Origin of the sequence: Streptomyces sp. NPDC012474 (genome assembly GCF_042955185.1) — a bacterium.
GTDB lineage: Bacteria > Actinomycetota > Actinomycetes > Streptomycetales > Streptomycetaceae > Streptomyces > Streptomyces cahuitamycinicus.
Genome location: NZ_JBIBEP010000002.1, coordinates 461,406 through 486,525, shown reverse-complemented (window position 1 = coordinate 486,525; position 25,120 = coordinate 461,406). Strand labels below are relative to the sequence as shown.

24 protein-coding genes and 1 pseudogene are annotated in these 25,120 nt (G+C 67.4%); 12 read left to right on the top strand and 13 right to left on the bottom strand.

What is annotated here, in order from left to right; genetic code table 11:
- Positions 1 to 24: 24 nt before the first annotated feature.
- Both ACFY9S_RS07040 and ACFY9S_RS07035 read right to left on the bottom strand, forming a co-directional pair.
- Positions 25 to 437, bottom strand: a pseudogene (locus ACFY9S_RS07040) (heme-binding protein).
- A gap of 71 nt (positions 438 to 508) precedes the next feature.
- A complete protein-coding gene (locus ACFY9S_RS07035) occupies positions 509 to 1,717 on the bottom strand; it encodes an MFS transporter (protein ID WP_391123869.1) in 1,209 nt (402 codons plus the stop codon).
- A gap of 141 nt (positions 1,718 to 1,858) precedes the next feature.
- Between ACFY9S_RS07035 and ACFY9S_RS07030 the strand changes: the two genes are divergently transcribed.
- Complete coding sequence (locus ACFY9S_RS07030) at positions 1,859 to 2,323, top strand: MarR family transcriptional regulator (protein WP_391123867.1); 465 nt, start codon at positions 1,859 to 1,861, stop codon at positions 2,321 to 2,323.
- A gap of 58 nt (positions 2,324 to 2,381) precedes the next feature.
- Positions 2,382 to 2,834, top strand: coding sequence for a GNAT family N-acetyltransferase (locus tag ACFY9S_RS07025; RefSeq protein ID WP_391123865.1), 453 nt, complete (start codon positions 2,382 to 2,384; stop codon positions 2,832 to 2,834).
- Positions 2,835 to 2,887: 53 nt separating this feature from the next.
- Here the strand turns inward: ACFY9S_RS07025 and ACFY9S_RS07020 are convergent, their stop codons facing one another.
- Entirely contained in the window at positions 2,888 to 4,273 is a 1,386-nt protein-coding gene (locus ACFY9S_RS07020) for a serine hydrolase (protein WP_391123863.1), read from the bottom strand.
- A gap of 360 nt (positions 4,274 to 4,633) precedes the next feature.
- Here ACFY9S_RS07020 and ACFY9S_RS07015 point away from each other — a divergent pair, with 360 nt between their 5' ends.
- Both ACFY9S_RS07015 and ACFY9S_RS07010 read left to right on the top strand, forming a co-directional pair.
- Entirely contained in the window at positions 4,634 to 5,197 is a 564-nt protein-coding gene (locus ACFY9S_RS07015) for a dihydrofolate reductase family protein (RefSeq protein WP_391123861.1), read from the top strand.
- Positions 5,198 to 6,048: 851 nt separating this feature from the next.
- Complete coding sequence (locus tag ACFY9S_RS07010) at positions 6,049 to 6,402, top strand: VOC family protein (RefSeq protein ID WP_261680111.1); 354 nt, start codon at positions 6,049 to 6,051, stop codon at positions 6,400 to 6,402.
- Positions 6,403 to 6,485: 83 nt separating this feature from the next.
- On the opposite strand, the gene ACFY9S_RS07005 is transcribed toward ACFY9S_RS07010, so the two are convergent.
- The 4 genes from ACFY9S_RS07005 to dnaB form a co-directional block, all read right to left on the bottom strand.
- On the bottom strand, positions 6,486 to 6,707 hold the full coding sequence (locus ACFY9S_RS07005) for a hypothetical protein (RefSeq protein WP_391123859.1): 222 nt from the start codon (positions 6,705 to 6,707) through the stop codon (positions 6,486 to 6,488).
- Positions 6,708 to 6,747: 40 nt separating this feature from the next.
- Positions 6,748 to 7,368, bottom strand: coding sequence for a hypothetical protein (locus tag ACFY9S_RS07000; protein ID WP_391123857.1), 621 nt, complete (start codon positions 7,366 to 7,368; stop codon positions 6,748 to 6,750).
- Positions 7,369 to 7,672: 304 nt separating this feature from the next.
- A complete protein-coding gene (locus tag ACFY9S_RS06995; RefSeq protein WP_391123855.1) occupies positions 7,673 to 8,083 on the bottom strand; it encodes a TnsA-like heteromeric transposase endonuclease subunit in 411 nt (136 codons plus the stop codon).
- 195 nt (positions 8,084 to 8,278) lie between these two features.
- On the bottom strand, positions 8,279 to 9,760 hold the full coding sequence (gene dnaB, locus ACFY9S_RS06990) for a replicative DNA helicase (RefSeq protein ID WP_161364680.1): 1,482 nt from the start codon (positions 9,758 to 9,760) through the stop codon (positions 8,279 to 8,281).
- A 460-nt stretch (positions 9,761 to 10,220) separates the two neighbouring features.
- Here dnaB and ACFY9S_RS06985 point away from each other — a divergent pair, with 460 nt between their 5' ends.
- Complete coding sequence (locus ACFY9S_RS06985; protein ID WP_391123852.1) at positions 10,221 to 11,558, top strand: MATE family efflux transporter; 1,338 nt, start codon at positions 10,221 to 10,223, stop codon at positions 11,556 to 11,558.
- A 204-nt stretch (positions 11,559 to 11,762) separates the two neighbouring features.
- Here ACFY9S_RS06985 and rplI read toward each other — a convergent pair whose 3' ends face one another.
- The 4 genes from rplI to rpsF all read right to left on the bottom strand — a co-directional run bounded on the left by rplI (position 11,763) and on the right by rpsF (position 13,463).
- Positions 11,763 to 12,209, bottom strand: coding sequence for a 50S ribosomal protein L9 (rplI, locus tag ACFY9S_RS06980; RefSeq protein WP_033309881.1), 447 nt, complete (start codon positions 12,207 to 12,209; stop codon positions 11,763 to 11,765).
- A gap of 18 nt (positions 12,210 to 12,227) precedes the next feature.
- Positions 12,228 to 12,464 carry a 30S ribosomal protein S18 gene (gene rpsR, locus ACFY9S_RS06975; protein ID WP_003949403.1) on the bottom strand — a complete coding sequence of 79 codons (237 nt, stop codon included), beginning with the start codon at positions 12,462 to 12,464 and terminating at the stop codon, positions 12,228 to 12,230.
- 46 nt (positions 12,465 to 12,510) lie between these two features.
- Positions 12,511 to 13,101, bottom strand: a complete 591-nt coding sequence (locus ACFY9S_RS06970) for a single-stranded DNA-binding protein (RefSeq protein ID WP_391123850.1) — start codon at positions 13,099 to 13,101, stop codon at positions 12,511 to 12,513.
- 71 nt (positions 13,102 to 13,172) lie between these two features.
- Positions 13,173 to 13,463, bottom strand: coding sequence for a 30S ribosomal protein S6 (rpsF, locus tag ACFY9S_RS06965; protein WP_030847098.1), 291 nt, complete (start codon positions 13,461 to 13,463; stop codon positions 13,173 to 13,175).
- A 264-nt stretch (positions 13,464 to 13,727) separates the two neighbouring features.
- Here rpsF and ACFY9S_RS06960 point away from each other — a divergent pair, with 264 nt between their 5' ends.
- The 3 genes from ACFY9S_RS06960 (at position 13,728) to ACFY9S_RS06950 (ending at position 16,434) form a co-directional block, all read left to right on the top strand.
- Positions 13,728 to 14,033 carry a hypothetical protein gene (locus ACFY9S_RS06960; RefSeq protein ID WP_102907193.1) on the top strand — a complete coding sequence of 102 codons (306 nt, stop codon included), beginning with the start codon at positions 13,728 to 13,730 and terminating at the stop codon, positions 14,031 to 14,033.
- A gap of 166 nt (positions 14,034 to 14,199) precedes the next feature.
- Complete coding sequence (femX, locus tag ACFY9S_RS06955; RefSeq protein ID WP_102907194.1) at positions 14,200 to 15,321, top strand: peptidoglycan bridge formation glycyltransferase FemX; 1,122 nt, start codon at positions 14,200 to 14,202, stop codon at positions 15,319 to 15,321.
- A gap of 81 nt (positions 15,322 to 15,402) precedes the next feature.
- On the top strand, positions 15,403 to 16,434 hold the full coding sequence (locus tag ACFY9S_RS06950) for an alanine racemase (protein WP_391123847.1): 1,032 nt from the start codon (positions 15,403 to 15,405) through the stop codon (positions 16,432 to 16,434).
- A gap of 103 nt (positions 16,435 to 16,537) precedes the next feature.
- Here ACFY9S_RS06950 and ACFY9S_RS06945 read toward each other — a convergent pair whose 3' ends face one another.
- Together ACFY9S_RS06945 and ACFY9S_RS06940 are read right to left on the bottom strand one after the other, a co-directional pair.
- Positions 16,538 to 18,049, bottom strand: coding sequence for a glycosyltransferase 87 family protein (locus ACFY9S_RS06945; protein WP_391123846.1), 1,512 nt, complete (start codon positions 18,047 to 18,049; stop codon positions 16,538 to 16,540).
- A 126-nt stretch (positions 18,050 to 18,175) separates the two neighbouring features.
- Positions 18,176 to 20,830 (bottom strand): transglycosylase domain-containing protein, encoded by a 2,655-nt coding sequence (locus tag ACFY9S_RS06940; RefSeq protein ID WP_391123844.1) that lies wholly within the window; start codon positions 20,828 to 20,830, stop codon positions 18,176 to 18,178.
- A gap of 402 nt (positions 20,831 to 21,232) precedes the next feature.
- On the opposite strand from ACFY9S_RS06940, the gene ACFY9S_RS06935 reads away from it, so the two are divergent.
- The 4 genes from ACFY9S_RS06935 to ACFY9S_RS06920 all read left to right on the top strand — a co-directional run bounded on the left by ACFY9S_RS06935 (position 21,233) and on the right by ACFY9S_RS06920 (position 25,025).
- Entirely contained in the window at positions 21,233 to 21,916 is a 684-nt protein-coding gene (locus ACFY9S_RS06935) for a helix-turn-helix transcriptional regulator (protein WP_391123842.1), read from the top strand.
- A 44-nt stretch (positions 21,917 to 21,960) separates the two neighbouring features.
- Entirely contained in the window at positions 21,961 to 23,043 is a 1,083-nt protein-coding gene (locus ACFY9S_RS06930; RefSeq protein ID WP_102907198.1) for an inositol-3-phosphate synthase, read from the top strand.
- 87 nt (positions 23,044 to 23,130) lie between these two features.
- Entirely contained in the window at positions 23,131 to 24,390 is a 1,260-nt protein-coding gene (locus tag ACFY9S_RS06925; RefSeq protein ID WP_391123839.1) for an MFS transporter, read from the top strand.
- A 122-nt stretch (positions 24,391 to 24,512) separates the two neighbouring features.
- Positions 24,513 to 25,025 carry a hypothetical protein gene (locus tag ACFY9S_RS06920; protein ID WP_391123837.1) on the top strand — a complete coding sequence of 171 codons (513 nt, stop codon included), beginning with the start codon at positions 24,513 to 24,515 and terminating at the stop codon, positions 25,023 to 25,025.
- Positions 25,026 to 25,120: the final 95 nt, after the last annotated feature.

The following is a 25,120-nucleotide window of genomic DNA, read 5'->3' as shown; positions in this document are numbered from 1 at the left end:
CCGCATGGTCGTGCTGAGGCCTGGTCAGGCACGGGCCTCAAGGGCGGCCGTGGCGAAGCCGTGGTCCTGCTCCGGCGGGCCGACGCCGATCGCGCCGATCAGACGGCCCTCGCGCCGCACCGGACCGCCGTCGGCGGTGAACGGCAGCGGCCGGTCGAGCGCGGTCGGCAGCGTGTGGAAGAGGCCTCCCGGCTGCACCGCGTCGACCAGGTCCGCGGTGGGCGCGTTCGGCTGGAGAGCCGTGAATGCCTTGCGGGCGTTGGTCTCGTCGGAGATCAGCACGGCCCGGTGGTCCCGCCGGAAGGCGAGCAGATGCTGCCCGAGTCCAGGACGGTGACGCTGTTGGTGACGCCTGCGGCCTCGGCGGCTCGCCGGGACGCGACGACGAGCGCATCGGCGTCCCGGGGGGTCAGCGGGGCGACAGCGGTGGTGGTGATCAGGAGGGAGTTGTCCTGGACGACGTGCTGGTGCTGCTGAGTCATGCGGTCGGTCGGGGTGACCCGGCTGCTCAGTGGTGGACGGCGGCCCGCTGCCCGGCCGGTGCGCCACCCGTCACGACAGTGCCGGGCTCACCGGTACGGCGCTCAAGGGCTGCCGAGAGAAGGGCCAGGACCAGGGCTCCGGCTGCCAGGACGGCACCGACCCAGTTGGGGGCGGTGTAGCCGAGGCCTGCCGCGATCACGAGGCCTCCGAGCCAGGCGGACAACGCGTTGCCGAGATTGAAGGCGCCGATGTTCACGGCTGAGGCCAGGGTCGGGGCGCCGTGCGCCTGGTCGAGAACCCGCTTCTGGAGCGGCGGCACGGTGGCGAAGCCCAGGGCGCCGATCAGCGCGATGGTGATCGCCGACAGCAACTTGTCGTGGGCGGTGAGGGTGAACAGCGCCAGGACGACGGAAAGGGCGCCCAGGGAGACGTACAGCATGGGCATCAGGGCGCGGTCGGCGAACCTGCCGCCGACGAGGTTGCCGCCGACCATGCCGAGGCCGAAGAGGACCAACAGCCACGTGACCGAGCCGTCAGCGAAGCCTGTGACGTGGGTCATCATCGGCGCGATGTAGGTGATGGCCGCGAAGACACCGCCGAAGCCGAGGACGGTCATGGCCATCGCGAGCAGCACCTGCACGTTCTTGAAGGCGGCCAGTTCGTGCCGCAGGCGCACGCCCTCCGCCTTGGGCGTGTCGGGGACGAGCCGAGCGATGCCGACCAGCCCGACGACGCCGAGGGCGGCGACGATGGCGAAGGTCACCCGCCAGCCGACGGATTGCCCGACGAGCGTGCCCAGCGGGACGCCGACCACGTTGGCGACGGTCAGGCCGGTGAACATCATCGCGATGGCTCCGGCCTTCTTGTCCGGGGCGACGAGATCGGCCGCGACGACCGCGCCGATGCCGAAGAAGGCGCCGTGGGCCAGCGAGGCGACAATCCGGCCGATCAGCATGACGGAGAAGGCCGGGGCGAGTGCCGAGAGCAGGTTGCCGACGATGAACAGGCCCATGAGCAGCATCAGCATCCGCTTGCGAGAGATCTTGGTGCCGAGCACGGTCATCAGCGGGGCGCCGAACATCACGCCGAGCGCGTAGCCGGTCACCAGGTATCCGGCGGTCGGGATGGAGACTCCGTAGTCGCCCGCGACCTCGGGCAACAAGCCCATGATCACGAATTCCGTCGTTCCGATCCCGAAGGCCCCGATCGCGAGGGCCAGAAGCGCGAGAGGCATGGAGGGTTACCTTCCCAGACGATTGCAGGAGCAGTTTGCCTGCGTGCACAATAGTTGCAGACGCGGCATACAGGCAACCGACGTCAATTGCGGATCTGCTCTATCCTGAGTGTCAGCCGCTCCGGGACGGAGGAGACGCCCATGACAGCGACGGACCCCGCACTCACCGCTCTCGCCCAGAGCTGGTGCGCCCTCTCCCTGCTCCACGGGAGGATCGAGGCCCACATCGAGCGCGCCCTGCAAACCGGGCACGACCTCAGCGCGCGCGAGTACTCCCTGCTTGACGTGCTCAGCCGACAGCACGACGGGGACGGCGGACATCTGCAGATGAAGCAGGTCGCCGACGCCGTCGTCCTCAGCCAGAGCGCCACCACGCGTCTGGTGACACGGCTGGAAGACCGCGGACTGCTGGAGCGCTACCTGTGCCCCACGGATCGCCGGGGCATCTACACGAACGTCACCGACGCGGGTCTCCAGCTACTGAAGGCGGCACGGCCGACCAACGACGCCGCCCTGCGCGAAGCCCTCGACGAAGCGGCGAAGAACCCCGAACTGGCCCCACTGGTCCGGGTCGTGGAGACGCTGAAAGCCCCGCTGCCCGCCTGAGGCAGGACATACCGCGTGCGGCATCTCCGCACCGGCCGGCACTGCGTAGGGTGCGTCCATGGGAGATCTTGAGATACGTGCCGCGATCGCCGACGACGTCCCGGCGATCGTCGCCATGCTCGCGGACGACCCGCTGGGCGCACAGCGCGAGTCACCGGACGACCTCGCCCCGTACCTGGCCGCACTGGAGCGGCTCAGCGCCGACCCGAACCAGCGTCTGGTCGTGGCGGTACGGCAGAGCCAGGTCGTCGGCACGCTCCAGCTCACGATCATTCCCGGGCTCTCCCGACGCGGCGCCACCAGGTCGACCATCGAAGGAGTGCGCATCCACGCTGACGAGCGCGGCAGCGGGCTGGGGACACAACTCATTGAGTGGGCGATCAACGCGTCCCGGGACGAGGGATGCCAGTTGGTCCAGCTGACCTCCGACAGGACCCGTACCGACGCCCACCGCTTCTACGAGCGACTCGGGTTCACGGCCTCCCATACAGGCTTCAAGCTCCAGCTCTGACCGGCATGCCTGGGCGTCGTTTCACGTGAAACGACGCCCAGGCACGTCACCGCTCAACCGGTACCGCGCCATCCCCCGGGATCGATCCCGCCCGGCACAGGAGCCCCCTCGTCATACGGCTGACGCGTGAACACGAACGAGCCGAGGTCCAGATGGCTCACGGGCCCGTCCGGCCGCCGTACGGCCTTCAGGGGCTCGCCGGCGTAGTAGCCGTCCAGCCCCGTCCAAGTGCCGTCGCCGTTCGAGCGGAACCGTGAGCGGCGTCCGGCACCGGACAGCGGCCCCAGCGAAACCAGTCCGTCGGCCGTCAGCCGCAGAGCGAAGGCGTGCGTGCCCCAGTACCACTGCCCCGTCAACTCCAGCAGCGACGGGTCGAGATCAACCAACGGCTTCCACGGTGCAGGGATGCGCGGCTCCGCCTCGGCGACGATGCGGACCAGGTCGGCGGCGACCTGGAACAGCAGCGGCCCGGAAGTGGAGTTGGCCATGGCGATCGCCGCCACGTCGTCATCGACGCTGATCATGAGGCACGCGAGGAACCCGGGCAGTGAGCCGGTGTGACCGACGAGGGACCGGCCGTTCCGTCGCCGGATCTCCATGCCCAGACAGTAGGCGTAACCGCTCGCCACATCCGCCGCGTCGTGGGGCGCGGCAGGTGTCCTCATCTCCCGCAACGACTCGGCACTCAGTACCCGCTCGTCGCCATGGACCAGGAAGACCGCGAACCGCGCCAAGTCACCGGTCGTCGACCAGAGCTGACCGGCCGGTGCCATGCGTCCCAGATCCTCGACGGGCTCGGGAAGCATCACATCCGCCCAGGGATGCACGGCCCAGCCGCCCGCATGGGGCGCCTGAGGCAGCACGCTGGTGCGATACAGACCCAGAGGTTCGAGCACTTCACGCCGAAGGACGTCCTCCCAGGGGGCCCCGCGGAGCTTCTCGATGAGTGCGCCGAGCAATGCGTACCCCGGGTTCGAGTAGTGGAACCGGCGGCCGGGCGAGGCCAGCAGGGGCCGCTCACCCAGAACGTCGGCGAGTTCGGGCCGCAAGGATCCCGGGCTCCGCTCCCACCACGGTTCCGGCGTCTCGGCCGCCAGCCCAGCTGTGTGCGCCAGGAGTTCTGCGACGGTCGCCTCCCCCACGCCGGTGCCCGGCAGATGCTTCTCGAGCGGATCCCCGAGATCCAGTGCGCCCTCGTCGCGAAGCCGCAGCACGAGGACGGCCGTGAAGGTCTTGGTGATCGAGCCGATCCTGTACTGCACGTTCTCGTCCGGCGCATGCCCTTCCACCGAAGTCCGTGCACCCGTCCACACCGTGGTTCCATCCCGCACAACGGCCGCGACGAGCGACGGAGCCCGCCCTTCGGCCTGCGCGACGGCGATCCGGTGCAGCAGAGCACGACGGGTACCGGGAAGCAGTTCTCCCTGAGATGTCGTCATGGGCCCAGTCCACCCGGCCTGACATCCCCGCGTCGAGCACATTCGGGCCCGCAGCCTGCGAGGCCGGGTGCAGGTCTCGTGGACTCCTGGCACAGGGCATCGCGCTGACCAGACACTTCGGTGAGGTGTGGGTCTCGCCGCCGATGACCTGTCGATCTTCTGTGACCTGCTGGTTCTCTGTTGTCTCACCGCGATGTCACCAAGATCAGTCTCAGATCGATGCCCTTTCCTCGCCGGAACGATGAGTCTGCGGCTGAGTCACCGAGCACGAGGGCTACATGCGAGCTCAGATCGCACCGATGAGTTTCCCGCGCCGCGCCGGTCTGTACGCGAGGGACCGCCTCACGGAAGGCTGGCGCCATGCGCAAATTGATCTACGGCATGAACCTGAGCCTGGACGGCTACATCGCCGCGCCCGGCGACGACATCGGCTGGAGCGTGCCGAGCGACGAGCTGTTCCAGTTCTGGTCCGATCAGTTGCAGTCGACCGACCTGACGCTGTACGGGCGCAAGCTGTGGCAGACGATGAGCTCCTACTGGCCGACCGGCGACCAGCAGCCCAACGCCACCCCGGCGGAGATCGAGTTCGCGCGCCGCTGGCGGGACATGTCGAAGGTGGTGTTCTCCTCGACGATCGACAAGGTCGACTGGAACGCCCGCCTGGTCACCGGCGACGCGGTCGCCGAGATCACCCGGCTCAAGGCCGAGGACGGCGGTCCGATGGACATCGGCGGCGCGACGCTAGCCGGGGCGGCCATGCGGGCCGGGTTGATTGACGAGTACGTGCTGGCCACCGCGCCGGTCCTGGTGGGCGGCGGCACGGCGTTCTTCACCGCGCTGGACAACTGGGTGAACCTGAACCTGGTGGAGACGCGAACGCTTCCCTGCGGCGTGATCCTGAGCAGATACGAGACTAGGCGCTGAGCAGCTTCCCGCTGTCTCACGGCTTGGATGGGTGTTCCCTCTCACCGTCGCGGCATTTCCTCAGCCGGGACCTTCTGGGCGGCCGCGGCGACTCGTTTCCCCAATCGGGTCAGCTGCGTGGCCGTACCGCGTTCGGCTCGTTCGGAGGGGGATGTCAGGGAGACCGGCCCGACCACAGCAGGTGCAAGACCCCGGCCCGAACAAGCTCCGGGGCGAACCCACCCACTGCGCCGAGGGGCCTCTTCGCGGGGCACCCCGCGACGGCCCCATCAACCGCTCCAGCAGATCAGCGGGGAAAAGCCAGTCACGGCGGTATCCGGCGATGAGCCGTACGTTCTCCAACACGCCCGGCTCCGGTTCGCTCAGCACTTGATACCCACCCGCGGCCCTGCACGACCTGGCGTGTCCAGGCGAACGTGAAGGCCACCTCCGGGGTCTCCAGCCAGCGACTCGGCTTCACATCGACGACCAGCGGCCCCTCCCGCTTCAGCAGCAGGTAGTCGGGGGCGCCGCCGGAATACGGAACTGGTCGTACTGGCTCGACTCGTTCAACGTTACCTATGGGCCCGTCGACTCGAACGTCTACCTGTCGGAGCCGACCGTTCTGGTCGATGAGTGCGGTCCTGTTCGATGGCCGTCCGTCGGCGATCGGCTGGTCATGGGTTCTGCCTGAAGGCGGGCGGCGAGGTGGTGTCCCCTGGAGTGGTGTGGCAGCGATCACTTCTCGCGACGCGCTGCTACCACATCGCGCTACTACACCGCTCTGCGGGACACGATCCCACACCGGACCGGCGGTCGACGGCAGTCACCCCCACCCTGGCAGTCAGCCGGCCCTGTTTATGCTCACGCCCATGGCACTCGAATGGGAACAGATCATCGTCGACTCCTCTGACCCCATCGCCCTCGGGCGCTGGTGGGCCGAGGCTCTCGGCTGGGTAGTGGTCGACGAATCCGAGGAGATCATCGAGATCCGGCCTGAGCCGGACCAGATGCCGGGGCTGCTCTTCGTGCCTGTCCCCGAGGGCAAGACGTCGAAGAACCGGCTCCACCCCGACTTCCGCCCCGACGACCAGGAGGCCGAGGTCGCCCGGCTGCTCTCCCTCGGTGCCCGGCGCGCCGACACCGTGCAGGACGAGCAGCACTGGGTGACCCTCCTCGACCCGGAGGGCAACGAATTCTGTGTCCTGGGTGAGCGGAAGAGCTGAGCGGGGCCGGGCAGCCGTTCGGGCGGAGGTGCCGGACGGTTTTGCCCACCCGCAGTTGCCCCAGCCGCTGTTCACCGACCCGGCTACACCACTACACGGGACATGACCGGCGGCGACGAGGCGATAGGAATGCCGGTCTCGATCAGCAGCAGTTCCTTCACTGCCAGTCTCAGCAGCTTCCCGCGGCCGTTCTTCAGTACCGCCTCGTTGCCGTTCACGGTGATCGCCAGCTCGACTACCTCAACGGTCTCGCCGTCATAGCGGAACCGTGTACCAACCCCCACGCGGGCTCCGGCCCAGCTCACTTCGGAACCTTCAGAACGTGATGACCGCTGACAGGGGTACTTAAGTCGGTGACCAATTCGCCACGCCAGAGAAGGTCGAGGACCCCAGCACGGGCCTCCTCCGGTTCCCGTCCGGCGAGTGCGTCATCGAGTTCGCCAAGTGTCCGGCGGTCCAGCTCCATCGCTCGAAGTTCGTCGAGCAGGAGACCATCGAAGAGCCAGTCGCGTCGGGACCCGGCGAGGAACCGAAGGTTCTCGAGCTCCGCCGACGCAGGTCCGCCCCACACGACGTATCGCCATCCGCATGCCTCCAACAGCCGCTGCTCCAGCGCGCGATGCAATGAGGAGCCGCCAGCACGAACGAGAACGAGCGAAAGTTCGCCTCGCGGACGTGCTCGGCCCGGTCGAGGATCTTCCGCCGCTCGTCTTCGTGTAGTTGTCCCAGCACTACCGACGCGATGTCCTCAGCGTCGTCAGCTGCCGGGCCCGCTTGCTCGGGTATCACGGCCGCACGGTCAGAGAACAGCAGTTCTTTCAGTGACAACCTGAGTAGCCGCCCTCGGCCATCCTTGAGGACCACTTCGTTGCCCGCCGTCGTAGCGGCCATCTCCACCACTTCGACGGTCTCCCCGTCGTAGCGGAAGCGCGTACCGACCCCCACCCTCGTCCCTGCCCCGCTCATGCCGCCTTCCTCAACACCCGTGAAGAATCGAGCGGTTGACGCAGATCAGCAAAGAGAGCATGGGACCACAGCAGGTGGTGAATCGCGGACCGCACCTGGGGCTCAGGGCGGTCAGGCAGGCAGCGGGCGGCTTCGCCCAGTGGGACCTCATCGAGGTCGGTCCGGCGGAGTTCATCGAGAAGCTCAGGGCTGAACAGCCAATCCCGCCGGTAACCAGCGAGGAGGCGGAGGTTATCCAGCTCCGCCTCCGGTGGCTCGCTCCAGACCTCGTACTGCCATCCCCGGGACTCCACCGCTTGCCGTGTCACTCGAACGTGAAGGCCACCTCGGGCCTGGAGAGCCTTCGGTACGGCTTGACGTCCACAACCACAGGTCCCGGCTCGCCGATCAGCAGGTAGTCCGGGATGTGCTTGCGGACCTTCCCCTCCACCACGGACTTCAGCAGGAACGGCTGGGCGGTGATGTGCTGTACGGAAGCGTCAAAAACAGCGAAGAGCAGCCTGGCCAGCTCCAGGCGGGACTCGTAGATCACGTGATCCCGAACTGTCGAGGACCAGTAAGTACCCGAGTAGTGCTTCTGCCCCTTGTACCAGCGGAACGTCCGCCATGGCACAGCCGACCTCAGCAGATCGGAAGACGCTGCAACCCACGCTCGTTCCTCGACAGCGTCGCTGTTGCGACGCCGAACGCTGACCGTTACATCAGGACTGTCCATGGCACCCCCTGCTCGGGCGATTGCCCCTACAGCCACGGTGCCAGCACACTGTTCGAGCAGGGCCCGCACCCCGTCACGTCACTCAACGGGTGACGGTGCTGACCAGCCAGTCTCAGGATCGTGTCCTATCTGCCAGCGATAGGACATCGGTCGTGGGATTAGGACACGGAATTTGGGACCCTACACGAGAGGCGATCAGGTCTGCGCCATGTCCACGAACCGTGAGTAGTGCCCCTGGAAGGCGACCGTGATCGTCGCCGTCGGGCCGTTACGGTGCTTGCCCACGATGATGTCCGCCTCGCCCGCGCGCGGCGACTCCTTCTCGTACGCGTCCTCGCGGTGCAGAAGGATCACCATGTCGGCGTCCTGCTCGATGGAGCCGGATTCACGCAGGTCGGACACCATCGGCTTCTTGTCCGTGCGCTGCTCGGGACCACGGTTCAGCTGGGAGAGCGCGATCACCGGAACCTCCAGCTCCTTCGCCAGGAGCTTGAGGTTCCGGGACATGTCCGAGACCTCCTGCTGCCGGCTCTCGGAGCGCTTGGAGCCCCCGGCCTGCATGAGCTGCAGATAGTCGATGATCACCAGCTTGATGTCGTTGCGCTGCTTCAGCCGACGGCACTTCGCGCGGATCTCCATCATCGACAGGTTCGGGGAGTCGTCGATGTAGAGCGGTGCGGACGAGACCTCGGGCATCCGGCGCGCCAGGCGCGTCCAGTCGTCGTCCGTCATGGTGCCGGAGCGCATGTGGTGCAGAGCGACGCGGGCCTCTGCGGACAGCAGACGCATCGCGATCTCGTTGCGCCCCATCTCCAGGGAGAAGATGACGCTCGGCAGGTTGTGCTTGATCGACGCGGCCCGGGCGAAGTCAAGGGCAAGGGTCGACTTGCCCATGGCGGGACGGGCCGCGATGACGATCATCTGCCCCGGGTGCAGACCGTTGGTGAGGGAGTCGAGGTCCGTGAACCCCGTGGGAACGCCCGTCATCTCGCCGCTGCGCGAGCCGATCGCCTCGATCTCGTCGAGCGCACCCTCCATGATGTCGCCGAGCGGCAGGTAGTCCTCGCTGGTGCGCTGCTCGGTGACCGCGTAGACCTCAGCCTGGGCACGGTTGACGATCTCGTCGACGTCGTCGTCGGCCGCGTATCCCATCTGTGTGATGCGCGTGCCGGCCTCGACCAGTCGGCGCAGGACGGCCCGCTCATGGACGATTTCCGCGTAGTACGCCGCGTTGGCCGCCGTGGGGACCGTCTGGACGAGGGTGTGCAGATACGAGGCCCCGCCGACCTTGTTGATCTCACCGCGTTTGGTGAGCTCGGCCGCGATCGTGATGGGGTCGGCGGGCTCGCCCTTGGCGTAGACGTCGAGGACGGCCTGGTAGATCGTCTCGTGGGCCGGCTTGTAGAAGTCATGGCCCTTCAGGATCTCGACGACGTCGGCGATGGCGTCCTTGGACAGGAGCATGCCGCCGAGGACGGACTGCTCGGCGTCGATGTCCTGCGGCGGTACCCGCTCGAAGGACGGGGCCGATCCGCTGTCCCACGCCCCGTTGTCCCTGCCGCGCTCATGCTGTTCGTCTCTGCCGCGGGCTCCGTCACCACGTCGGCGGGAGGCGGGCAGACGATCACTGGGACCGCTGTCGGCCCACGGGTCGTCCAAGGGCTCGGAAATGCTCACCGAGCCACCTCCTCCCGTCCGCCGAAGCAGACCTAGCCGTGCCCCTTTGTTCTACGGCACGGCACTGACAAATAAGAGGCCCAACTCCGGTTGGCATGCGCCGGTTTTGTGGCGTTTTGAAAACCGGCGGACGGAGCGGGCGCCGGACCACCGTAGGCCTGTCGGCACCGTCAGCCAATCTGGTTATCCACAGGCCATGTGGACGACGGCCCAGATGCTGTGGAGAACTCCGCGAAACCTGTGCACGACCCGGTGGACAGGCCTGTGAACAAGCAATGACCCTCACTCGGGAAGCCCTCTTGACCTGCACCTTTGTCATCCACGGGCTGTGCAGAAGAAAAACTTTCCCAACCGGCCCAAGATCGCCTCGAACAGTGCACAGCAGTGCGCACCCGAGGACGGAAAGTAAGGGGTGCGAATGCTTTGCATCTCTTACCTGTGGACGATTAGATTGGTGCACATGACACAGGCCCCCGCGCGCCGCCGAACCGGCCGGAGACAGCACGACCGAGAGATCGTCGCGCTGGCCGTGCCGGCCTTCGGCGCCCTCGTCGCCGAGCCCCTCTTCCTCATGGCCGACACGGCCATCGTGGGCCACCTGGGCACAGCCCAACTCGCCGGACTCGGCGTCGCTTCCGCCTTGCTCATGACCGCCGTCAGCGTCTTCGTCTTCCTCGCCTACGCCACAACGGCCGCGGTTGCCCGTCGCGTCGGAGCGGGCGACCTCCCGTCCGCCATCCGGCAAGGCATGGACGGTATCTGGCTGGCACTGCTCCTCGGTGCTGCCGTCGTCGCCGTCGCACTGCCGACAGCACCCCATCTCGTGGACCTCTTCGGTGCCTCGGAGGCGGCAGCCCCCTACGCGATCACCTACCTGCGCATCTCCGTGCTCGGCATACCGGCGATGCTGGTGGTCCTCGCCGCGACCGGTGTCCTGCGCGGCCTGCAGGACACCAGGACCCCTCTCTACGTCGCCATCGCCGGCTTCGTCGTCAACGGCGCCCTCAACGCCGCGCTGGTCTACGGCGCCGATCTGGGGATCGCCGGCTCCGCTTGGGGCACCGTCATCGCTCAGTGCGGCATGGCCGCGGTCTATCTCGTGGTGGTTCTGCGCGGAGCGCGCAAGCATGGTGCCTCGCTGCGCCCGGATGCCTCCGGGATCAGGGCCTCCGCGCAAGCCGGTGTGCCCCTGCTGGTGCGCACTCTCTCGCTGCGGGCGATCCTGATGATCGCCACGGCGATCGCTGCCCGTCTCGGGGATGCCGACATCGCCGCCCACCAGATCATCCTTTCCCTGTGGAGCCTGCTGGCCTTCGCCCTCGACGCCATCGCCATCGCGGGGCAGGCCATCATCGGTCGATACCTCGGAGCCGGTGACGCCCAGGGCGCCCGGGACGCATGCCGTCGCATGGTCGAGTGGGGTATCGCCGTCGGAGCCGTTCTCGGAATTCTGGTGGTCATCAGCCGACCGGCGTTCCTGCCTCTGTTCACCAGCGACCCGGCAGTCAAGGATGTGGCGCTGCCCGCCCTGATCATCGTCGCCCTTTCCCAGCCCATCTCCGGCATCGTCTTCGTCCTTGACGGAGTCTTGATGGGTGCCGGCGACGGCCCCTACCTTGCCTGGGCGATGCTGATCACTCTGGTGGTCTTCACGCCGGTCGCTCTACTGGTCCCGGTACTGGGCGGCGGGCTCACCGCCCTCTGGGCCACGATGACGCTGATGATGACTGTGCGGATGCTGACCCTGTGGCTTCGCACTCGCTCGGGCGCATGGATTGTGACGGGCGCGACCCGCTGACCGTTTCACGTGAAGCGCTGCCTGTTTCACGTGAAACAGGGTGTGCTCCACAGAACGCGGTGTTTCACGTGAAACAGGAACGTCCCTCGGTATACCTGCTCCCGACAGAGAAGGCCCTCCGCAGGCCTGCGTCCGACAGACACGAATGGGGCCGCACCCCGCAGGGTGCGGCCCCATCGCTTACTGCTTCAGCACGCGCGGCACTCAGGCCGCGACGACCTCGATGTTCACCTTCGCGGCAACCTCGGGGTGCAGACGCACGGACGTCTCGTGAGCGCCCAGCGTCTTGATCGGCGAGCCGAGCTCGATGCGGCGCTTGTCGACCTCGGGGCCACCGGAGGCCTTGATCGCGGAAGCGATGTCGGCCGGGGTGACGGAACCGAAGAGACGACCGGCGTCGCCGGAGCGAACGGCCAGACGGACCTTGACGCCCTCGAGCTGGGCCTTCACAGCGTTGGCCTGCTCGATGGTCTGGATCTCGTGGATCTTGCGAGCACGACGGATCTGCTCGACGTCCTTCTCGCCACCCTTGGTCCAGCGGATAGCGAACTTCCGCGGGATCAGGTAGTTGCGAGCGTAACCGTCCTTGACGTCGACGACGTCGCCCGCGGCACCGAGGCCGGAGACCTCGTGGGTGAGGATGATCTTCATGAGTCGGTCACCCTTCCCTTATCGCGCGGTGGAGGTGTAGGGCAGCAGCGCCATCTCACGGCTGTTCTTCACGGCCGTGGCGACGTCACGCTGATGCTGCGTGCAGTTGCCGGTCACGCGGCGGGCACGGATCTTGCCGCGGTCGGAAATGAACTTCCGCAGCATGTTCGTGTCCTTGTAGTCCACGTACGTGACCTTGTCCTTGCAGAATGCGCAGACCTTCTTCTTCGGCTTGCGCACAGGCGGCTTAGCCATGGTGTTTCTCCTGTGTGATCAAGAAGTGTGAGTGCGAACCCCGCCCCTAGAAGGGGGGCTCGTCCGAGTAGCCGCCGCCAGTGCCGCCGCCGGAGTTTCCACCCCAGCCGCCGCCACCGCCCTGGTTGCCACCGGCGGGAGCACCGGTCGCCCAGGGGTCGTCAGCGGGAGCGCCGCCGCCCTGCTGGCCGCCACCGGGGCCGCCGCCCCAGCCGCTGCCACCCTGGCCGCCACCGCCACCGCCGAAGCCCTGGCCGCCCTGGCCACCGCGGCCGGTGGTCTTGGTGACCTTGGCCGTGGCGTTGCGCAGGCTGGCGCCGACTTCCTCGACGTCCAGCTCGTAGACCGTGCGCTTGACACCCTCACGGTCCTCGTAGGACCGCTGCTTCAGCCGGCCCTGCACAATGACGCGCATGCCTCGCTGGAGCGACTCAGCGACGTTCTCCGCCGCCTGACGCCAGACCGAGCAGGTCAGGAACAGGCTCTCGCCGTCCTTCCACTCGTTCGTCTGGCGGTCGAAGGTGCGGGGGGTGGACGCGACACGGAACTTCGCGACCGCCGCACCGGAGGGGGTGAAGCGCAGCTCGGGGTCGTCGACAAGATTGCCGACGACCGTGATGACGGTCTCGCCTGCCATGGGGGAACCTCTCGGCGGGTTTGCTCTGGCTGCTTGCTACTCGAATCCCGGGATCAGCTGAGCTGGGAAGCTCAGTGGGTCTCGGGGCGGAGGACCTTGGTCCGGAGGACCGACTCGTTCAGGTTCATCTGGCGGTCGAGCTCCTTGACGACCGCAGGCTCGGCCTGCAGGTCGATGACCGAGTAGATGCCCTCGGGCTTCTTCTTGATCTCGTACGCGAGACGACGACGGCCCCAGGTGTCGACCTTCTCGACCTTTCCGCCGCCATCACGGACGACGGAGAGGAAGTTCTCGATCAGCGGAGAGACAGCGCGCTCCTCGACCTCGGGGTCGAGGATGACCATCACCTCGTAGTGACGCATGTGGAACCCACCTCCTTTGGACTCAGCGGCCACGGTCGTTCCGTGGCAGGAGGGTTGTGATGCGTAGCAACGGTATCGGCCACCACTGACAGTCGGGGTCTCTCGCGAGAAGCCCCTTGCCATGACATGGGCAGACACCGGTGCGGACGGTACAGAGTACCCGCACAGCGGCTTGCGGTTGAAATCCGGCCTCCGGGGCAGCCAATCTGTACCCATCGGGTGTGTATGGCGCTACCGTGCGCCGACTTTCGCAGGAGGTGCCTTATGGCACAGGCATTGCGACCGAACACCGCCGGCGGCCTCTTCGCCACGGACGGCAAGCCCCATCCCCTCCAGGACGCCCTGCTCGCGGTGACCCTGGTGCTGGGCCTCACGTCGTTCCTCACGGCGATCATCGACGACGACCTGCATGTGCTCAGCTCCTGGGCCGGTCTCGTGGGCATCCTCACGGGTGCGTACGGCCAGTGGATCTCGGAGACGACCAGGGAGCGCTTCGGCCTGATCCTGGGCCTGGGCGCATCAGGCGTCGGGTTCTTCCTGGGCATGGCGCACGGCGGCCTCATCGGCTGACGCCAGGGCACCCCTCATCTGAAACACCGGGTCACGCCCCGGTCGGCCTCGCCGGGGCGAAGGTCCCGTACGCCCAACCGGCGCGCTCCCAAGGCGCAGTAGGCTTCGCGCGAGAGCCGGAGCCCCTGTACCCATGGGGACACACCAGCCCGAGGAGCGCCCCGAAATGAGCCTGACCCTGAGGACCATCAGTCGCGAGCAGCATCTGGCCTACATCCAGAGCCTGCCGTCGGCGAGCCACATGCAGGTCCCGGCCTGGGCTGACGTCAAGGCGGAGTGGCGCTCCGAGAACCTCGGATGGTTCGACGACCGCACCGGCGAGATGGTCGGTGCCGGTCTGGTTCTCTACCGGCAGCTTCCCAAGATCAAGCGCTACCTCGCCTACCTGCCCGAGGGCCCGGTCATCAACTGGTTCGCGCCGAATCTGCAGGAATGGCTCGAACCGATGCTGGCGCACCTGAAGCAGCAGGGCGCCTTCTCCGTGAAGATGGGCCCGCCGGTGATCATCCGGCGCTGGGAGGCCCCCTCCATCAAGGCGGGCATCCAGAACCCGGACGTGAAGCGCCTGCGTGACATCGAGGCCGACCACATCGAGCCGCGTGCCTTCGAGGTGGCCGACAAGCTGCGCCGCATGGGCTGGCAGCAGGGCGAGGACGGCGGAGCCGGCTTCGGAGACGTGCAGCCCCGCTACGTGTACCAGGTGCCGCTGGCGAACCGCTCCCTGGAAGAAGTCCACAAGAACTTCAACCAGCTGTGGCGCCGCAACATCAAGAAGGCCGAGAAGGCCGGCGTCGAAGTCGTCCAGGGCGGCTACCAGGACCTTGAGGAATGGCAGCGGCTGTACGAGATCACGGCCGTGCGCGACCACTTCAGGCCGCGCCCGCTGTCGTACTTCCAGCGCATGTGGACAGCCCTCAACACCGAGGACCCGAACCGCATGCGGCTGTACTTCGCCCGGCACGACGGCGTGAACCTGTCCGCCGCGACGATGCTGATCGTCGGCGGGCACGTCTGGTACTCCTACGGCGCCTCGGACAACATCGGCCGTGAGGTCCGGCCCTCGAACGCGATGCAGTGGCGGATGCTGCGCGACGCCTACGCGCTCGGTGCCACCGTCTACGACCTGCGCGGCATCTCCGACTCGCTGGACGAGACCGACCACCTCTTCGGCCTGATCCAGTTCAAGGTGGGTACCGGCGGCCAGGCGGCCGAGTACCTCGGCGAGTGGGACTTCCCGCTGAACAAGCTGCTGCACAAGGCCCTCGACATCTACATGTCGCGCCGCTGATGTCCCGTTCAGTGCTTCTATACCCCTGATACACGGCAACCGCCGATACACGGCACCGCGAGAAAGGTTCCAGGTCCGGCCATGGCGCTCACGCTCTACGTCGACACCGCGCGCTGGCGTGCGCACCACAAGCACGTGCAGGAGCAGTTCCCGGGCCTCGTACCGGTCTGCAAGGGCAACGGCTACGGCTTCGGGCACGAGCGGCTTGCGGAGGAGGCCACGCGGCTGGGCTCGGACGTCCTCGCCGTCGGCACCACGTACGAGGCCGCCCGGATCAAGGACTGGTTCGGCGGCGACCTGCTGGTGCTGACGCCGTACCGGCGGGGCGAGGAGCCGGTGCCCCTGCCGGACCGGGTCATCCGCTCCGTCTCGTCGATAGACGGCGTGTACGGCCTGGTCGGTGCCCGTGTGGTGATCGAGGTGATGTCCTCGATGAAGCGGCACGGCATCAGCGAGCAGGACCTGGCCCAGTTGCACGCTGCCATCGAGAACGTCCGCCTGGAGGGTTTCGCCATCCACCTGCCGCTGGACCGCACCGACGGCTCGGACGCCGTCGAGGAGGTCATCGGCTGGATGGACCGGCTGCGTGCCGCACGGCTGCCCCTGCACACGATGTTCGTCAGCCACCTCAAGGCCGAGGAACTCGCCCGGCTTCAGCAGCAGTTCCCGCAGACCCGCTTCCGGGCCCGCATCGGAACGCGAATGTGGCTGGGGGACCACGACGCCACGGAGTACCGCGGCGCGGTCCTGGACGTCACGCGCGTCGCCAAGGGCGACCGTTTCGGCTACCGGCAGCAGAAGGCGGCCTCCGACGGTTTCCTGGTGGTCGTGGCGGGCGGTACGTCGCACGGAGTGGGTCTGGAGGCCCCCAAGGCGCTGCACGGCGTCATGCCACGGGCCAAGGGCGTCGCCCGCGCCGGCCTCGCGACGGTGAACCGGAACCTTTCTCCCTTCGTCTGGGGCGGCAAGCAGCGCTGGTTCGCGGAGCCGCCGCACATGCAGGTCTCGATCCTGTTCGTTCCGGCGGACGCGCCCGAGCCGAAGGTCGGCGATGAGCTGGTGGCCCATCTACGGCACACCACCACCCAGTTCGACCGGATCATGGACCGCTGACCGACACGGACACCGATCCCTCGCAGCACAGCAAGAAGGCCGTACACGGCGATCCGTGTACGGCCTTCGACGCGTCCCGGCTACGGCATTCCGCGCCGTTCGCTCAGAGCGAACCCCCCGTGGCGCCCGTTTTTCCCCACTCGAGCCGTGCCCCTTCGTACTGGGCGGTCACGTGCGGTCGTGGGCGATCGGCCGGGCCGAGAACGAAGACGTCTTCGGCGCCGTCGAGCACCCCGCCCGAGGGATCGTCGTCACCGGACCGCCGCACCGGATCCCGCTCCGGCAGGAAGATGTCGCGCACGACCATCACACACAGGTACAGCGTCCCCAGCAGATGCAGGGCGATGGCCCAGTGGTACCCGTCGGTGGGCAGCCCCTTGTGAGCGTCTCCGCTGGTCGTGTACGCGAGGTACAGCCAGATCCCCAGGAAGTACGCCACCTCGCAGGCCTGCCAGATCAGGTAGTCGCGCCACTTCGGCCGGGCGAGGGCGGCCAGCGGGACCAGCCACAGGACGTACTGCGGCGAGTAGACCTTGTTGGTGAGGATGAACGCCGCGACGATCAGGAAGGCGAGCTGGGCGAACCGTGGGCGGCGCGGGGCGGTCAGTGCGAGCGCCGCGACAGCGGCACAGCTTGCCAGCATCAGCAGCGTGGCCAGTGTGTTGACCGTGTGGGTGCTGAGCGGGTCGTCCGAGTTCTGGGCCATGATCAGCCAGAAGGAGCCGAAGTCGACGCCGCGTTCCTGGCTGAACGTGTAGAACTTCGACCAGCCCTCGAACGCGAAGAGCATCACCGGCCCGTTCACGACGACCCAGGCGGCGGCCGCGCCCCCCAGAGCCGTCCCGAAGGCGCGCCACCTGCCCGCGCGCCAGCACAGCACCATCAGTGGTCCGAGGAGCAGGAACGGGTAGAGCTTGGCGGCTGTGGCGAGCCCCAGCAGCACGCCGAAGGCGAGGGGGCGGCCACGTGACCACATCAGCATCGCCGCGGCCGTCAGAGCGACCGCGAGCAGGTCCCAGTTGATGGTCGCCGTCAGTGCGGCGGCGGGCGCCAGGGCGACCAGCAGGCCGTCCCAGGGACGCCTGGCGTGGGTACGGGTCACGCAGACGGCAATGACCGCCGCACACACCATGAGCATTCCGGCGTTGACCATCCAGTACCACTGCTCCTGGTGCTGGATGGTGCCGCTGCCGGGCGTGAGCCAGGAGGCGACCTCCATGAAGACACCGGTGAGCACCGGGTACTCCAGGTACTGCATGTCGCCGGGAAGCCTGTCGAAGTACGGCACGAGCCCGTCGGCGAAGCCGCGCCCCTGATAGAGGTGCGGGATGTCCGAGTAGCACGCATGCGTGTACTGGGAGCTGGCGCCGAAGAACCAGGCACCGTTGTAGCAGGGCGCCTTCTGGACCAGCCCGAGGGCGAACATGCCGATCGCCACCAGCGCGATCACCCGCACGGGAGTCCACCAGGACGCCCCGAGCAGGGCACGCCGCCCGAGCGGGCCGCCGATCAGCTCGCTGCCGGCCGCAGCGACCTCGTCCTCCTTGGTCGGCCGCACCGGGTCCGGCTCGTGGACGCTCGCTTGCGTCGATTCTGCACTGGGCATGCCGCACATCCTGCCGTACGTGCCTGGGACTACGCCGAGGGCCGCCGTACCCAAAGGGGACGGCGGCCCTCGTTTCACGTGAAACACCCTCGCGTTTCACGTGAAACACCCAAGCCGGGCGATCTTCAGCGGCGGCTATCCCTCGGGGCCTCCGAAGATGCCTCCATTGCCGTTGCCTCTGCTGTTGCCGCCATCCAGATTCGTATCGGTTGGCGTGGGCTCGGGGGAAACCCCTCCGTCTGTGCCTCCGTTGTCAGTGCCGCCGTTCTGCGCGCCACCGTCGTCCTCACAGCCGAAGAACCCGCAGGTGTCGCTCGGCGACGGAGACGGGGTGGTCGTGCTCTCGCTGGGCGTGGGGCTCGGCGACTCGGTGACCCTCTCGCTGGGCTCCACGCTGGGCGTCGGGGTCGGCGTCGGGGCACCCACCGCGTCCTGGATCTCGCCGATCTTCTCCGCCTCCGGGAAGCCGGGATCGGTCTCGCCCTTCAGCGCGGCCTTCATGTACTCGGTCCACACCTGCGTGGGAGTGTCACCACCGTGGATCGACTCCTCACCCGCCGTGCCGTTCATGGAGAGCAGCTTGGCGCTCTTGGGGTCCTCGCGGAACATCGCGACCGAGGTCGACAGCTGCTGGGTGTAGCCGACGAACCAGGCCGACTTGTTCTCGTCGGTGGTACCGGTCTTGCCTGCCGCCGTACGGCCCAGGGCCAGCGCGTTCTTACCCGTACCGTTCTGGATGACGTTCTCCAGAGTTTCGGTGACGTTGTTGGCCACGTTCTCGGGCATCGCCTGCGTGATGCGCGGCGGCTTGAAGCCTTCGACTTCCTCGCCGTTGAACTTGACGCTGGTCACCGAGTACGGGGCGGCCTGCTTGCCCGCCGCGGCGAACGTCGCGTAGGCGTCGGCCATGCGGATCGCGCTGGGAGTCGAGGTACCGAGCGCGAACGACGGGTTGAGCGTAGCGAAGCTGCCGTCCAGGATGCCTGACTTCTCGGCCACGTCCCGCACGTTCCTCATCCCCACATCCATGCCGAGCTGCACGAACGGGGTGTTGACCGACTGCTCCATCGCCTTGTGCAGGGAGATGTAGCCCCAGGGGTGGTCGCTCTCGTTCTCCTGGAAGAACGGGGTGTTGTCCTTCTTGAGGACGTAGGAGCCGTCGTTGTTCCTGACCTTGAGGTGGTCGTTGCCGTTGTACTTGCTCAGCGGCGAGAGGGGACCGTCGCTCCGGTAGGTGCCGTGTTCCATGGCGGCGGCGAGCACGAACGGCTTCCACGTCGAACCGACCGGGACACCCGAGGTGTCCGCGTTGTTGTTGAAGTGGCCCTTCTCGTACCCGGCACCACCGTAGAGCGCGACGATCGCGCCGTCCTTGGGCTTCACCGACGCCGCGCCGAACTGGACGTGCTTGTCCAGCTCGCGCTTCTCCGGGTCCAGTTTTTCCTTCTCGACCTTCTTCACGGCCTTGGCCAGCGCCTCGACCTTGTCCTTGTCGAAGGTCGTCTTGATCTGGTAGCCGCCCTGGTCGAACTGCTTCTCCGTGATGTTGGAGTGGTTCAGGACGTACTTCTTGGCCGTGTCCGCCAGGTACCCGATCTGGCCGGTCATGCCCTTGGTCGCCTTCCGGCCCTGAAGCTTGGGGAAGTTCTTGATCGCGTCCTGGTACTGCTGGTCCGTGATCCTCTTGTCGTTGTGCATCTGCTCGAGGATCCAGCTCCAACGAACCTTGGCACGCTTGGTGTTGGCCTCCCTGGTCGCCGAGGAGTCAATGCCGTCGTTGCCCGCCGGGTCGTAGTAGGTCGGGCCCTTGAGCAGAGCGGCGAGGAAGGCGCACTCGTTCGGCTTGAGGTCCTTCGCTTCCTTGCCGAAGTAGGTCTGCGCGGCGGCCTGGATGCCATAGGCACCACGGCCGTAGTACGAGGTGTTCAGGTAGCCCTGAAGGATCACCCGCTTGGGGACCTTCGTGCCCACCTTGATCGAGATGAACATCTCCTTGAACTTGCGAGTGAGCGACTGTTCCTGGCTCAGGTAGGTGTTCTTGACGAACTGCTGGGTGATCGTCGAACCACCCTGCGTGTCACCGCCCCGCGCCATGTTCGCCAGAGCCCGGGCGATGCCCGCAGGGTCGACTCCCCTGTCCTGGTAGAAGGTCTTGTTCTCAGCCGAGATCACCGCCCACTGCATGGCCTTCGGGATCCGGTCGATGGTGACGTTCTGGCGGTTCTGACCACTGCCCGCCGCGACCATCTGGGAGCCGTCCTCCCAGTAGTAGACGTTGTTCTGCGACAGGGCCGCCGCGTTCTCCTCGTTGGGGACGCCCACCATGGCGTAGCCGATGCCCGCCACGGCCACCAGGCTGCCGAAGAAGCCGATGCACAGTCCGGAGACGAGCTTCCAGGACGGCATCCAGCGCTGCCAGCCGTACTTGCCTGCCCGCGGATAGTCGATCAGCCGGTTCTTGTCCGGGACGGCGGCAACGCGGCCTCTGCCCCGGCCGGGCCCGTTCGGGCCGCCAGGACCGGCACGCCGGCCGCCTTGGGTCGGTTCGGCCGCTCTCCGGCGGCCGCCACCCGTACTTCTCTGCGCCGCACGGCGGGCCTCGGCACGGCCGCCGTACTGACGCTCCTCACCCCCGGAGTCGTAGGAGTCCGACCCATAGGAGTCGGACGGAGACCCGGTGGCGCCTCGCGGTGCCGCGCGGCGGCCGGAGGACGAGCCGGACTGGCCGCGTCGGGCCGCGGCACGTCCGCCTCCCTGCGGCTGCGGCGGTTTGCGACGGTGCTCGCTCATCGAACGACTACTCCTCGGGCAGGCGCACTCTTGCGCGCCTGGAAACGGCGGCTAGGTTCCGGTCCCCCCGAAGTACGGATGCGGTCGGCTCCGCATTCATCGGTCCCGCAGGCACCCGTACTACACCGAAGACGTCGACGCTCTCAGGCGCCACTCGGTTCCCGGTGATGTGCATGGCGCACAGACTACGCACCGCCAAAACCTGCCGAGCCCCGAAGTTCACCTCAAATCAGGCAACTCGCGTCCGATGAATCGGTGATGTGACCCCGTTCACCCGACGCCCCCTTGTCGCATCCGGAAGGCCGTTCTATCGTCGTGATGTATCGGTTCGATACATCAGCTCGACACATCGGCCCGACACATCGGACTGATACATGCGCACCGCGGCGAGAGGAGGCGACGATGAGCCGGCGTTCCGGGATCCTCGAGTTCGCCGTACTCGGCCTGCTCCGCGAATCTCCGATGCACGGCTATGAGCTGCGCAAACGGCTCAACACATCGTTGGGTGTGTTCCGTGCGTTCAGCTACGGGACGCTCTACCCCTGCCTCAAGACGCTGGTCGCCAACGGCTGGTTGATCGAGGAAACGGGGAACACCACCGAGGACGCCCTCACCGCCCCCCTCGCTGGGCGCCGCGCCAAGATCGTCTACCGGTTGACGGCGGAGGGTAAGGAGCACTTCGAGCAGCTGCTCTCGCAGACCGGGCCCGACGCGTACGAGGACGAAACTTTCGCAGCCCGTTTCGCCTTCTTCGGGCAAACCTCACGCGATGTCCGCATGCGCGTACTGGAGGGCCGCCGCAGCCGGCTGGAGGAGCGGCTCGAGAAGATGAGCGCTTCCCTGGCCCGCACCCGGGAGCGCCTCGACGACTACACGCTCGAGCTCCAGCGCCACGGGATGGAGTCCGTGGAACGCGAGGTGCGCTGGCTGAACGAGCTCATCGAGAGCGAGCGGGCGGGGCGGGACCTCAAGGGTCCGGCCAGCGGGGAGCCCGCTTCGCGTGACACCACATCTGGAGCGTCGGGCGACCTGCCCCGGCCGGGGGGCGACCCCCGGCCGGATTCGCCCGACGACACCGCCACGTGAGAGCCCACTCAGGGCCTCACTCGTACACACAGGGAGCAACCGGAATGGGTTCGGTTCGCGTAGCCATCGTCGGTGTGGGCAACTGCGCCGCATCGCTGGTACAGGGAGTCGAGTACTACAAGGACGCCGACCCGGCGTCCAAGGTGCCGGGCCTGATGCACGTCAAGTTCGGCGACTACCACGTCAGCGACGTCGAGTTCGTCGCCGCGTTCGACGTGGACGCCAAGAAGGTCGGTCTCGACCTGGCGGACGCCATCGGCGCCTCCGAGAACAACACCATCAAGATCTGTGACGTACCCAGCACCGGTGTGACGGTCCAGCGCGGCCACACCCTCGACGGCCTCGGCAAGTACTACCGCGAGACCATCGAGGAGGCCGCCGAGGAGCCGGTCGACGTCGTCCAGGTCCTCAAGGACCAGCAGGTCGACGTCCTCGTCTGCTATCTGCCCGTCGGCTCCGAGGACGCGGCGAAGTTCTACGCCCAGTGCGCCATCGACGCCAAGGTCGCCTTCGTCAATGCCCTTCCGGTCTTCATCGCCGGTACCAAGGAGTGGGCGGACAAGTTCACCGAGGCGGGCGTCCCGATCGTCGGCGACGACATCAAGTCCCAGGTGGGCGCCACCATCACGCACCGCGTGATGGCGAAGCTGTTCGAGGACCGGGGCGTCGTCCTGGACCGCACGATGCAGCTGAACGTCGGCGGCAACATGGACTTCAAGAACATGCTCGAGCGCGACCGCCTCGAGTCGAAGAAGATCTCGAAGACGCAGGCCGTCACCTCCCAGATCCGCGACCGCGAGCTGGGCGAGGGCAACGTGCACATCGGCCCGTCCGACTACGTCGCCTGGCTGGACGACCGCAAGTGGGCCTATGTCCGCCTCGAGGGCCGTGCCTTCGGTGACGTCCCGCTGAACCTGGAGTACAAGCTGGAGGTCTGGGACTCCCCGAACTCCGCCGGCGTCATCATCGACGCCCTGCGCGCCGCCAAGATCGCCAAGGACCGCGGCATCGGCGGTCCTATCCTGTCGGCGTCGAGCTACTTCATGAAGTCCCCGCCCGTGCAGTACTTCGACGACGAGGCCCGCGAGAACGTCGAGAAGTTCATCAAGGGTGAGGTCGAGCGCTGACGCGCCAAACACTCGCTCCTGCCAGGGCTGTGAGGGTCCCCGGGTCGTACGACCCGGGGACCCTCCCCGTATGTGAGGCTGTGCCGCATGGCCGTCGTCCGTGACCTGCGCGTTCTGTTGCGCTTCCAGGGCTTCCGGCGCCTGCTCGCCGTACGTCTGCTCTCCCAGAGCGCCGACGGCGTCTACCAGGTCGCGCTCGCCGCGTACGTGGTCTTCTCACCGGAGAAGCAGACCTCGGCGGCCGCGGTCGCCTCCGCGATGGCGGTGCTGCTGCTTCCGTACTCCCTCGTCGGCCCCTTCGCCGGTGTCCTGCTGGACCGCTGGCGGCGCCGCCAGGTCCTGCTGTTCGGCAGCCTGTTGCGCGCCCTGCTGGCGTCCGCGACGGCCCTGCTGATCCTCAGCCCGGCTCCGGACTGGCTTTTCTACGTCTCCGCCCTGTGCGTCACCGCGGTCAACCGCTTCGTCCTGTCGGGCCTGTCCGCCGCCCTGCCGCGCGTGGTCGACGCCGACCGCCTGGTCATCGCCAACTCCCTCTCCCCGACGGCCGGAACACTGGCAGCGATCGCGGGCGGCGGCCTCGCCTTCGTAGTGCGCCTGGTGGCGGACTCGGACGCCGCTGTGGTGCTCGCGGGAGCGGGACTGTACCTGTGCGCCGCCCTGGCATCGCTGAGCATGGCGCGGGAACTCCTCGGCCCCGAACGGCCCCTGGCGCGCGAGCGGATCGGGACGGCTGTCACGAGCACCGCCCGCGACCTGGCAGCGGGCGTACGCCATCTGGCCGCTCCACAGCGACGGGAGGCCGCCTGGGCTCTCGTGGCGATGTCGCTGATGCGGTTCTGCTACGGCGCCCTGCTGGTCATGCTGCTGATGCTGTGCCGGTACGCCCTCACCTCGACCGCGGACGACGGACTCGCTCTGCTGGGACTGGCGTTGGGCGTCTCCGGCGCCGGGTTCTTCGCGGCGGCCGTGGTGACGCCCTGGACCGCGGGGCGGTTCGGGCCCGGCCGCTGGATCGTCGTGTGCGCCAGTGCCGCGGCACTGCTGGAACCCGCTCTCGGGCTGCCGTTCGCCACCGCCCCGCTGCTGGCCGCGGCCTTCGTCCTGGGGCTGACCACACAGGGCGCGAAGATCGCCACGGACACCATCGTCCAGTCCTCCGTCGAGGACGGCTTCCGTGGCCGGATCTTCTCGGTCTACGACGTCCTCTTCAACGTTTCCTTTGTCGGCGCTGCTGCCGTAGCCGCCCTGATGCTGCCGCCGGACGGCCGATCCGTTCCGCTCGTGATCACGATCGCCGTTACCTACGCGACAGTAGCTGTGACTATGGCCCGGTTTGGCCGCCAGTAAGTGTCACATCAATGACACAGAGCCACTTCCGGCTACTGCGTTGTCAGTGGGGGCCGCTACCTTACGTGGGTCTTATCTCGCGACATGTTCGCGTCACTCACCATGTTCTAGGGGGACCCCAAGTGACTACTCCGCCGCCCCAGGGCAATCCATTCGCGCAGGGACAGCCCGCGGCTGCACCCCAGGCTCCGTTCCCGCCCCAGGGCGGTTACCCGCAGCAGCCTGGGCAGCCCGGCTTCCCGCCCCAGGGCGCCGGTCCGTACGCTCCGGTTCCCCCGCAGCCGTCCGGCCGCAGGCTCAGCTTCAAGACGATAAAGAACATCGTCATCGTCATCGCCGTGGCGGGCGTGGCCATCGGCGGTTACCTGGCCAGCCGGGACGACGCCAACACGGCCGCTGTCGGCGACTGCATGCACCGCGGCAGTACCAGCGACAACAACCCGGACCTCGAAGTCGTCAAGTGCGGCGACACCAAGGCCCAGTTCAAGGTGCTGGCCAAGATCGAGGGCTCGTACCTCACGCAGACGCTGGCCTCCAGTAAGTGCGAAGCCGCGGCCAAGGACTTCCAGTACACGTACACCGAGAGCGGTGACGGCAAGGACTTCCTGCTCTGCCTGAAGGACTACAAGAAGTAGGCGGACACGGTGAGGGGCGGTGTTTCACGTGAAACACCGCCCCTCGGCCTGTCTCCAGTAGGCCGCCTGTCTCCAGCGGGGTCATGTTTCACGTG

Excerpts from the sequence above, each read along its gene's own strand:
- ACFY9S_RS07035 (WP_391123869.1), bottom strand. The coding sequence starts at position 1,717 with ATGCCTCTCGCGCTTCTGGCCCTCGCGATCGGGGCCTTCGGGATCGGA.
- ACFY9S_RS07030 (WP_391123867.1), top strand. The coding sequence starts at position 1,859 with ATGACAGCGACGGACCCCGCACTCACCGCTCTCGCCCAGAGCTGGTGC.
- ACFY9S_RS07025 (WP_391123865.1), top strand. The coding sequence starts at position 2,382 with ATGGGAGATCTTGAGATACGTGCCGCGATCGCCGACGACGTCCCGGCG.
- ACFY9S_RS07020 (WP_391123863.1), bottom strand. The coding sequence starts at position 4,273 with ATGACGACATCTCAGGGAGAACTGCTTCCCGGTACCCGTCGTGCTCTG.
- ACFY9S_RS07015 (WP_391123861.1), top strand. The coding sequence starts at position 4,634 with ATGCGCAAATTGATCTACGGCATGAACCTGAGCCTGGACGGCTACATC.
- ACFY9S_RS07010 (WP_261680111.1), top strand. The coding sequence starts at position 6,049 with ATGGCACTCGAATGGGAACAGATCATCGTCGACTCCTCTGACCCCATC.
- ACFY9S_RS07000 (WP_391123857.1), bottom strand. The coding sequence starts at position 7,368 with ATGAGCGGGGCAGGGACGAGGGTGGGGGTCGGTACGCGCTTCCGCTAC.
- ACFY9S_RS06995 (WP_391123855.1), bottom strand. The coding sequence starts at position 8,083 with ATGGACAGTCCTGATGTAACGGTCAGCGTTCGGCGTCGCAACAGCGAC.
- ACFY9S_RS06985 (WP_391123852.1), top strand. The coding sequence starts at position 10,221 with ATGACACAGGCCCCCGCGCGCCGCCGAACCGGCCGGAGACAGCACGAC.
- rplI (WP_033309881.1), bottom strand. The coding sequence starts at position 12,209 with ATGAAGATCATCCTCACCCACGAGGTCTCCGGCCTCGGTGCCGCGGGC.
- rpsR (WP_003949403.1), bottom strand. The coding sequence starts at position 12,464 with ATGGCTAAGCCGCCTGTGCGCAAGCCGAAGAAGAAGGTCTGCGCATTC.
- ACFY9S_RS06970 (WP_391123850.1), bottom strand. The coding sequence starts at position 13,101 with ATGGCAGGCGAGACCGTCATCACGGTCGTCGGCAATCTTGTCGACGAC.
- rpsF (WP_030847098.1), bottom strand. The coding sequence starts at position 13,463 with ATGCGTCACTACGAGGTGATGGTCATCCTCGACCCCGAGGTCGAGGAG.
- ACFY9S_RS06960 (WP_102907193.1), top strand. The coding sequence starts at position 13,728 with ATGGCACAGGCATTGCGACCGAACACCGCCGGCGGCCTCTTCGCCACG.
- femX (WP_102907194.1), top strand. The coding sequence starts at position 14,200 with ATGAGCCTGACCCTGAGGACCATCAGTCGCGAGCAGCATCTGGCCTAC.
- ACFY9S_RS06950 (WP_391123847.1), top strand. The coding sequence starts at position 15,403 with ATGGCGCTCACGCTCTACGTCGACACCGCGCGCTGGCGTGCGCACCAC.
- ACFY9S_RS06945 (WP_391123846.1), bottom strand. The coding sequence starts at position 18,049 with ATGTGCGGCATGCCCAGTGCAGAATCGACGCAAGCGAGCGTCCACGAG.
- ACFY9S_RS06940 (WP_391123844.1), bottom strand. The coding sequence starts at position 20,830 with ATGAGCGAGCACCGTCGCAAACCGCCGCAGCCGCAGGGAGGCGGACGT.
- ACFY9S_RS06935 (WP_391123842.1), top strand. The coding sequence starts at position 21,233 with ATGAGCCGGCGTTCCGGGATCCTCGAGTTCGCCGTACTCGGCCTGCTC.
- ACFY9S_RS06930 (WP_102907198.1), top strand. The coding sequence starts at position 21,961 with ATGGGTTCGGTTCGCGTAGCCATCGTCGGTGTGGGCAACTGCGCCGCA.
- ACFY9S_RS06925 (WP_391123839.1), top strand. The coding sequence starts at position 23,131 with ATGGCCGTCGTCCGTGACCTGCGCGTTCTGTTGCGCTTCCAGGGCTTC.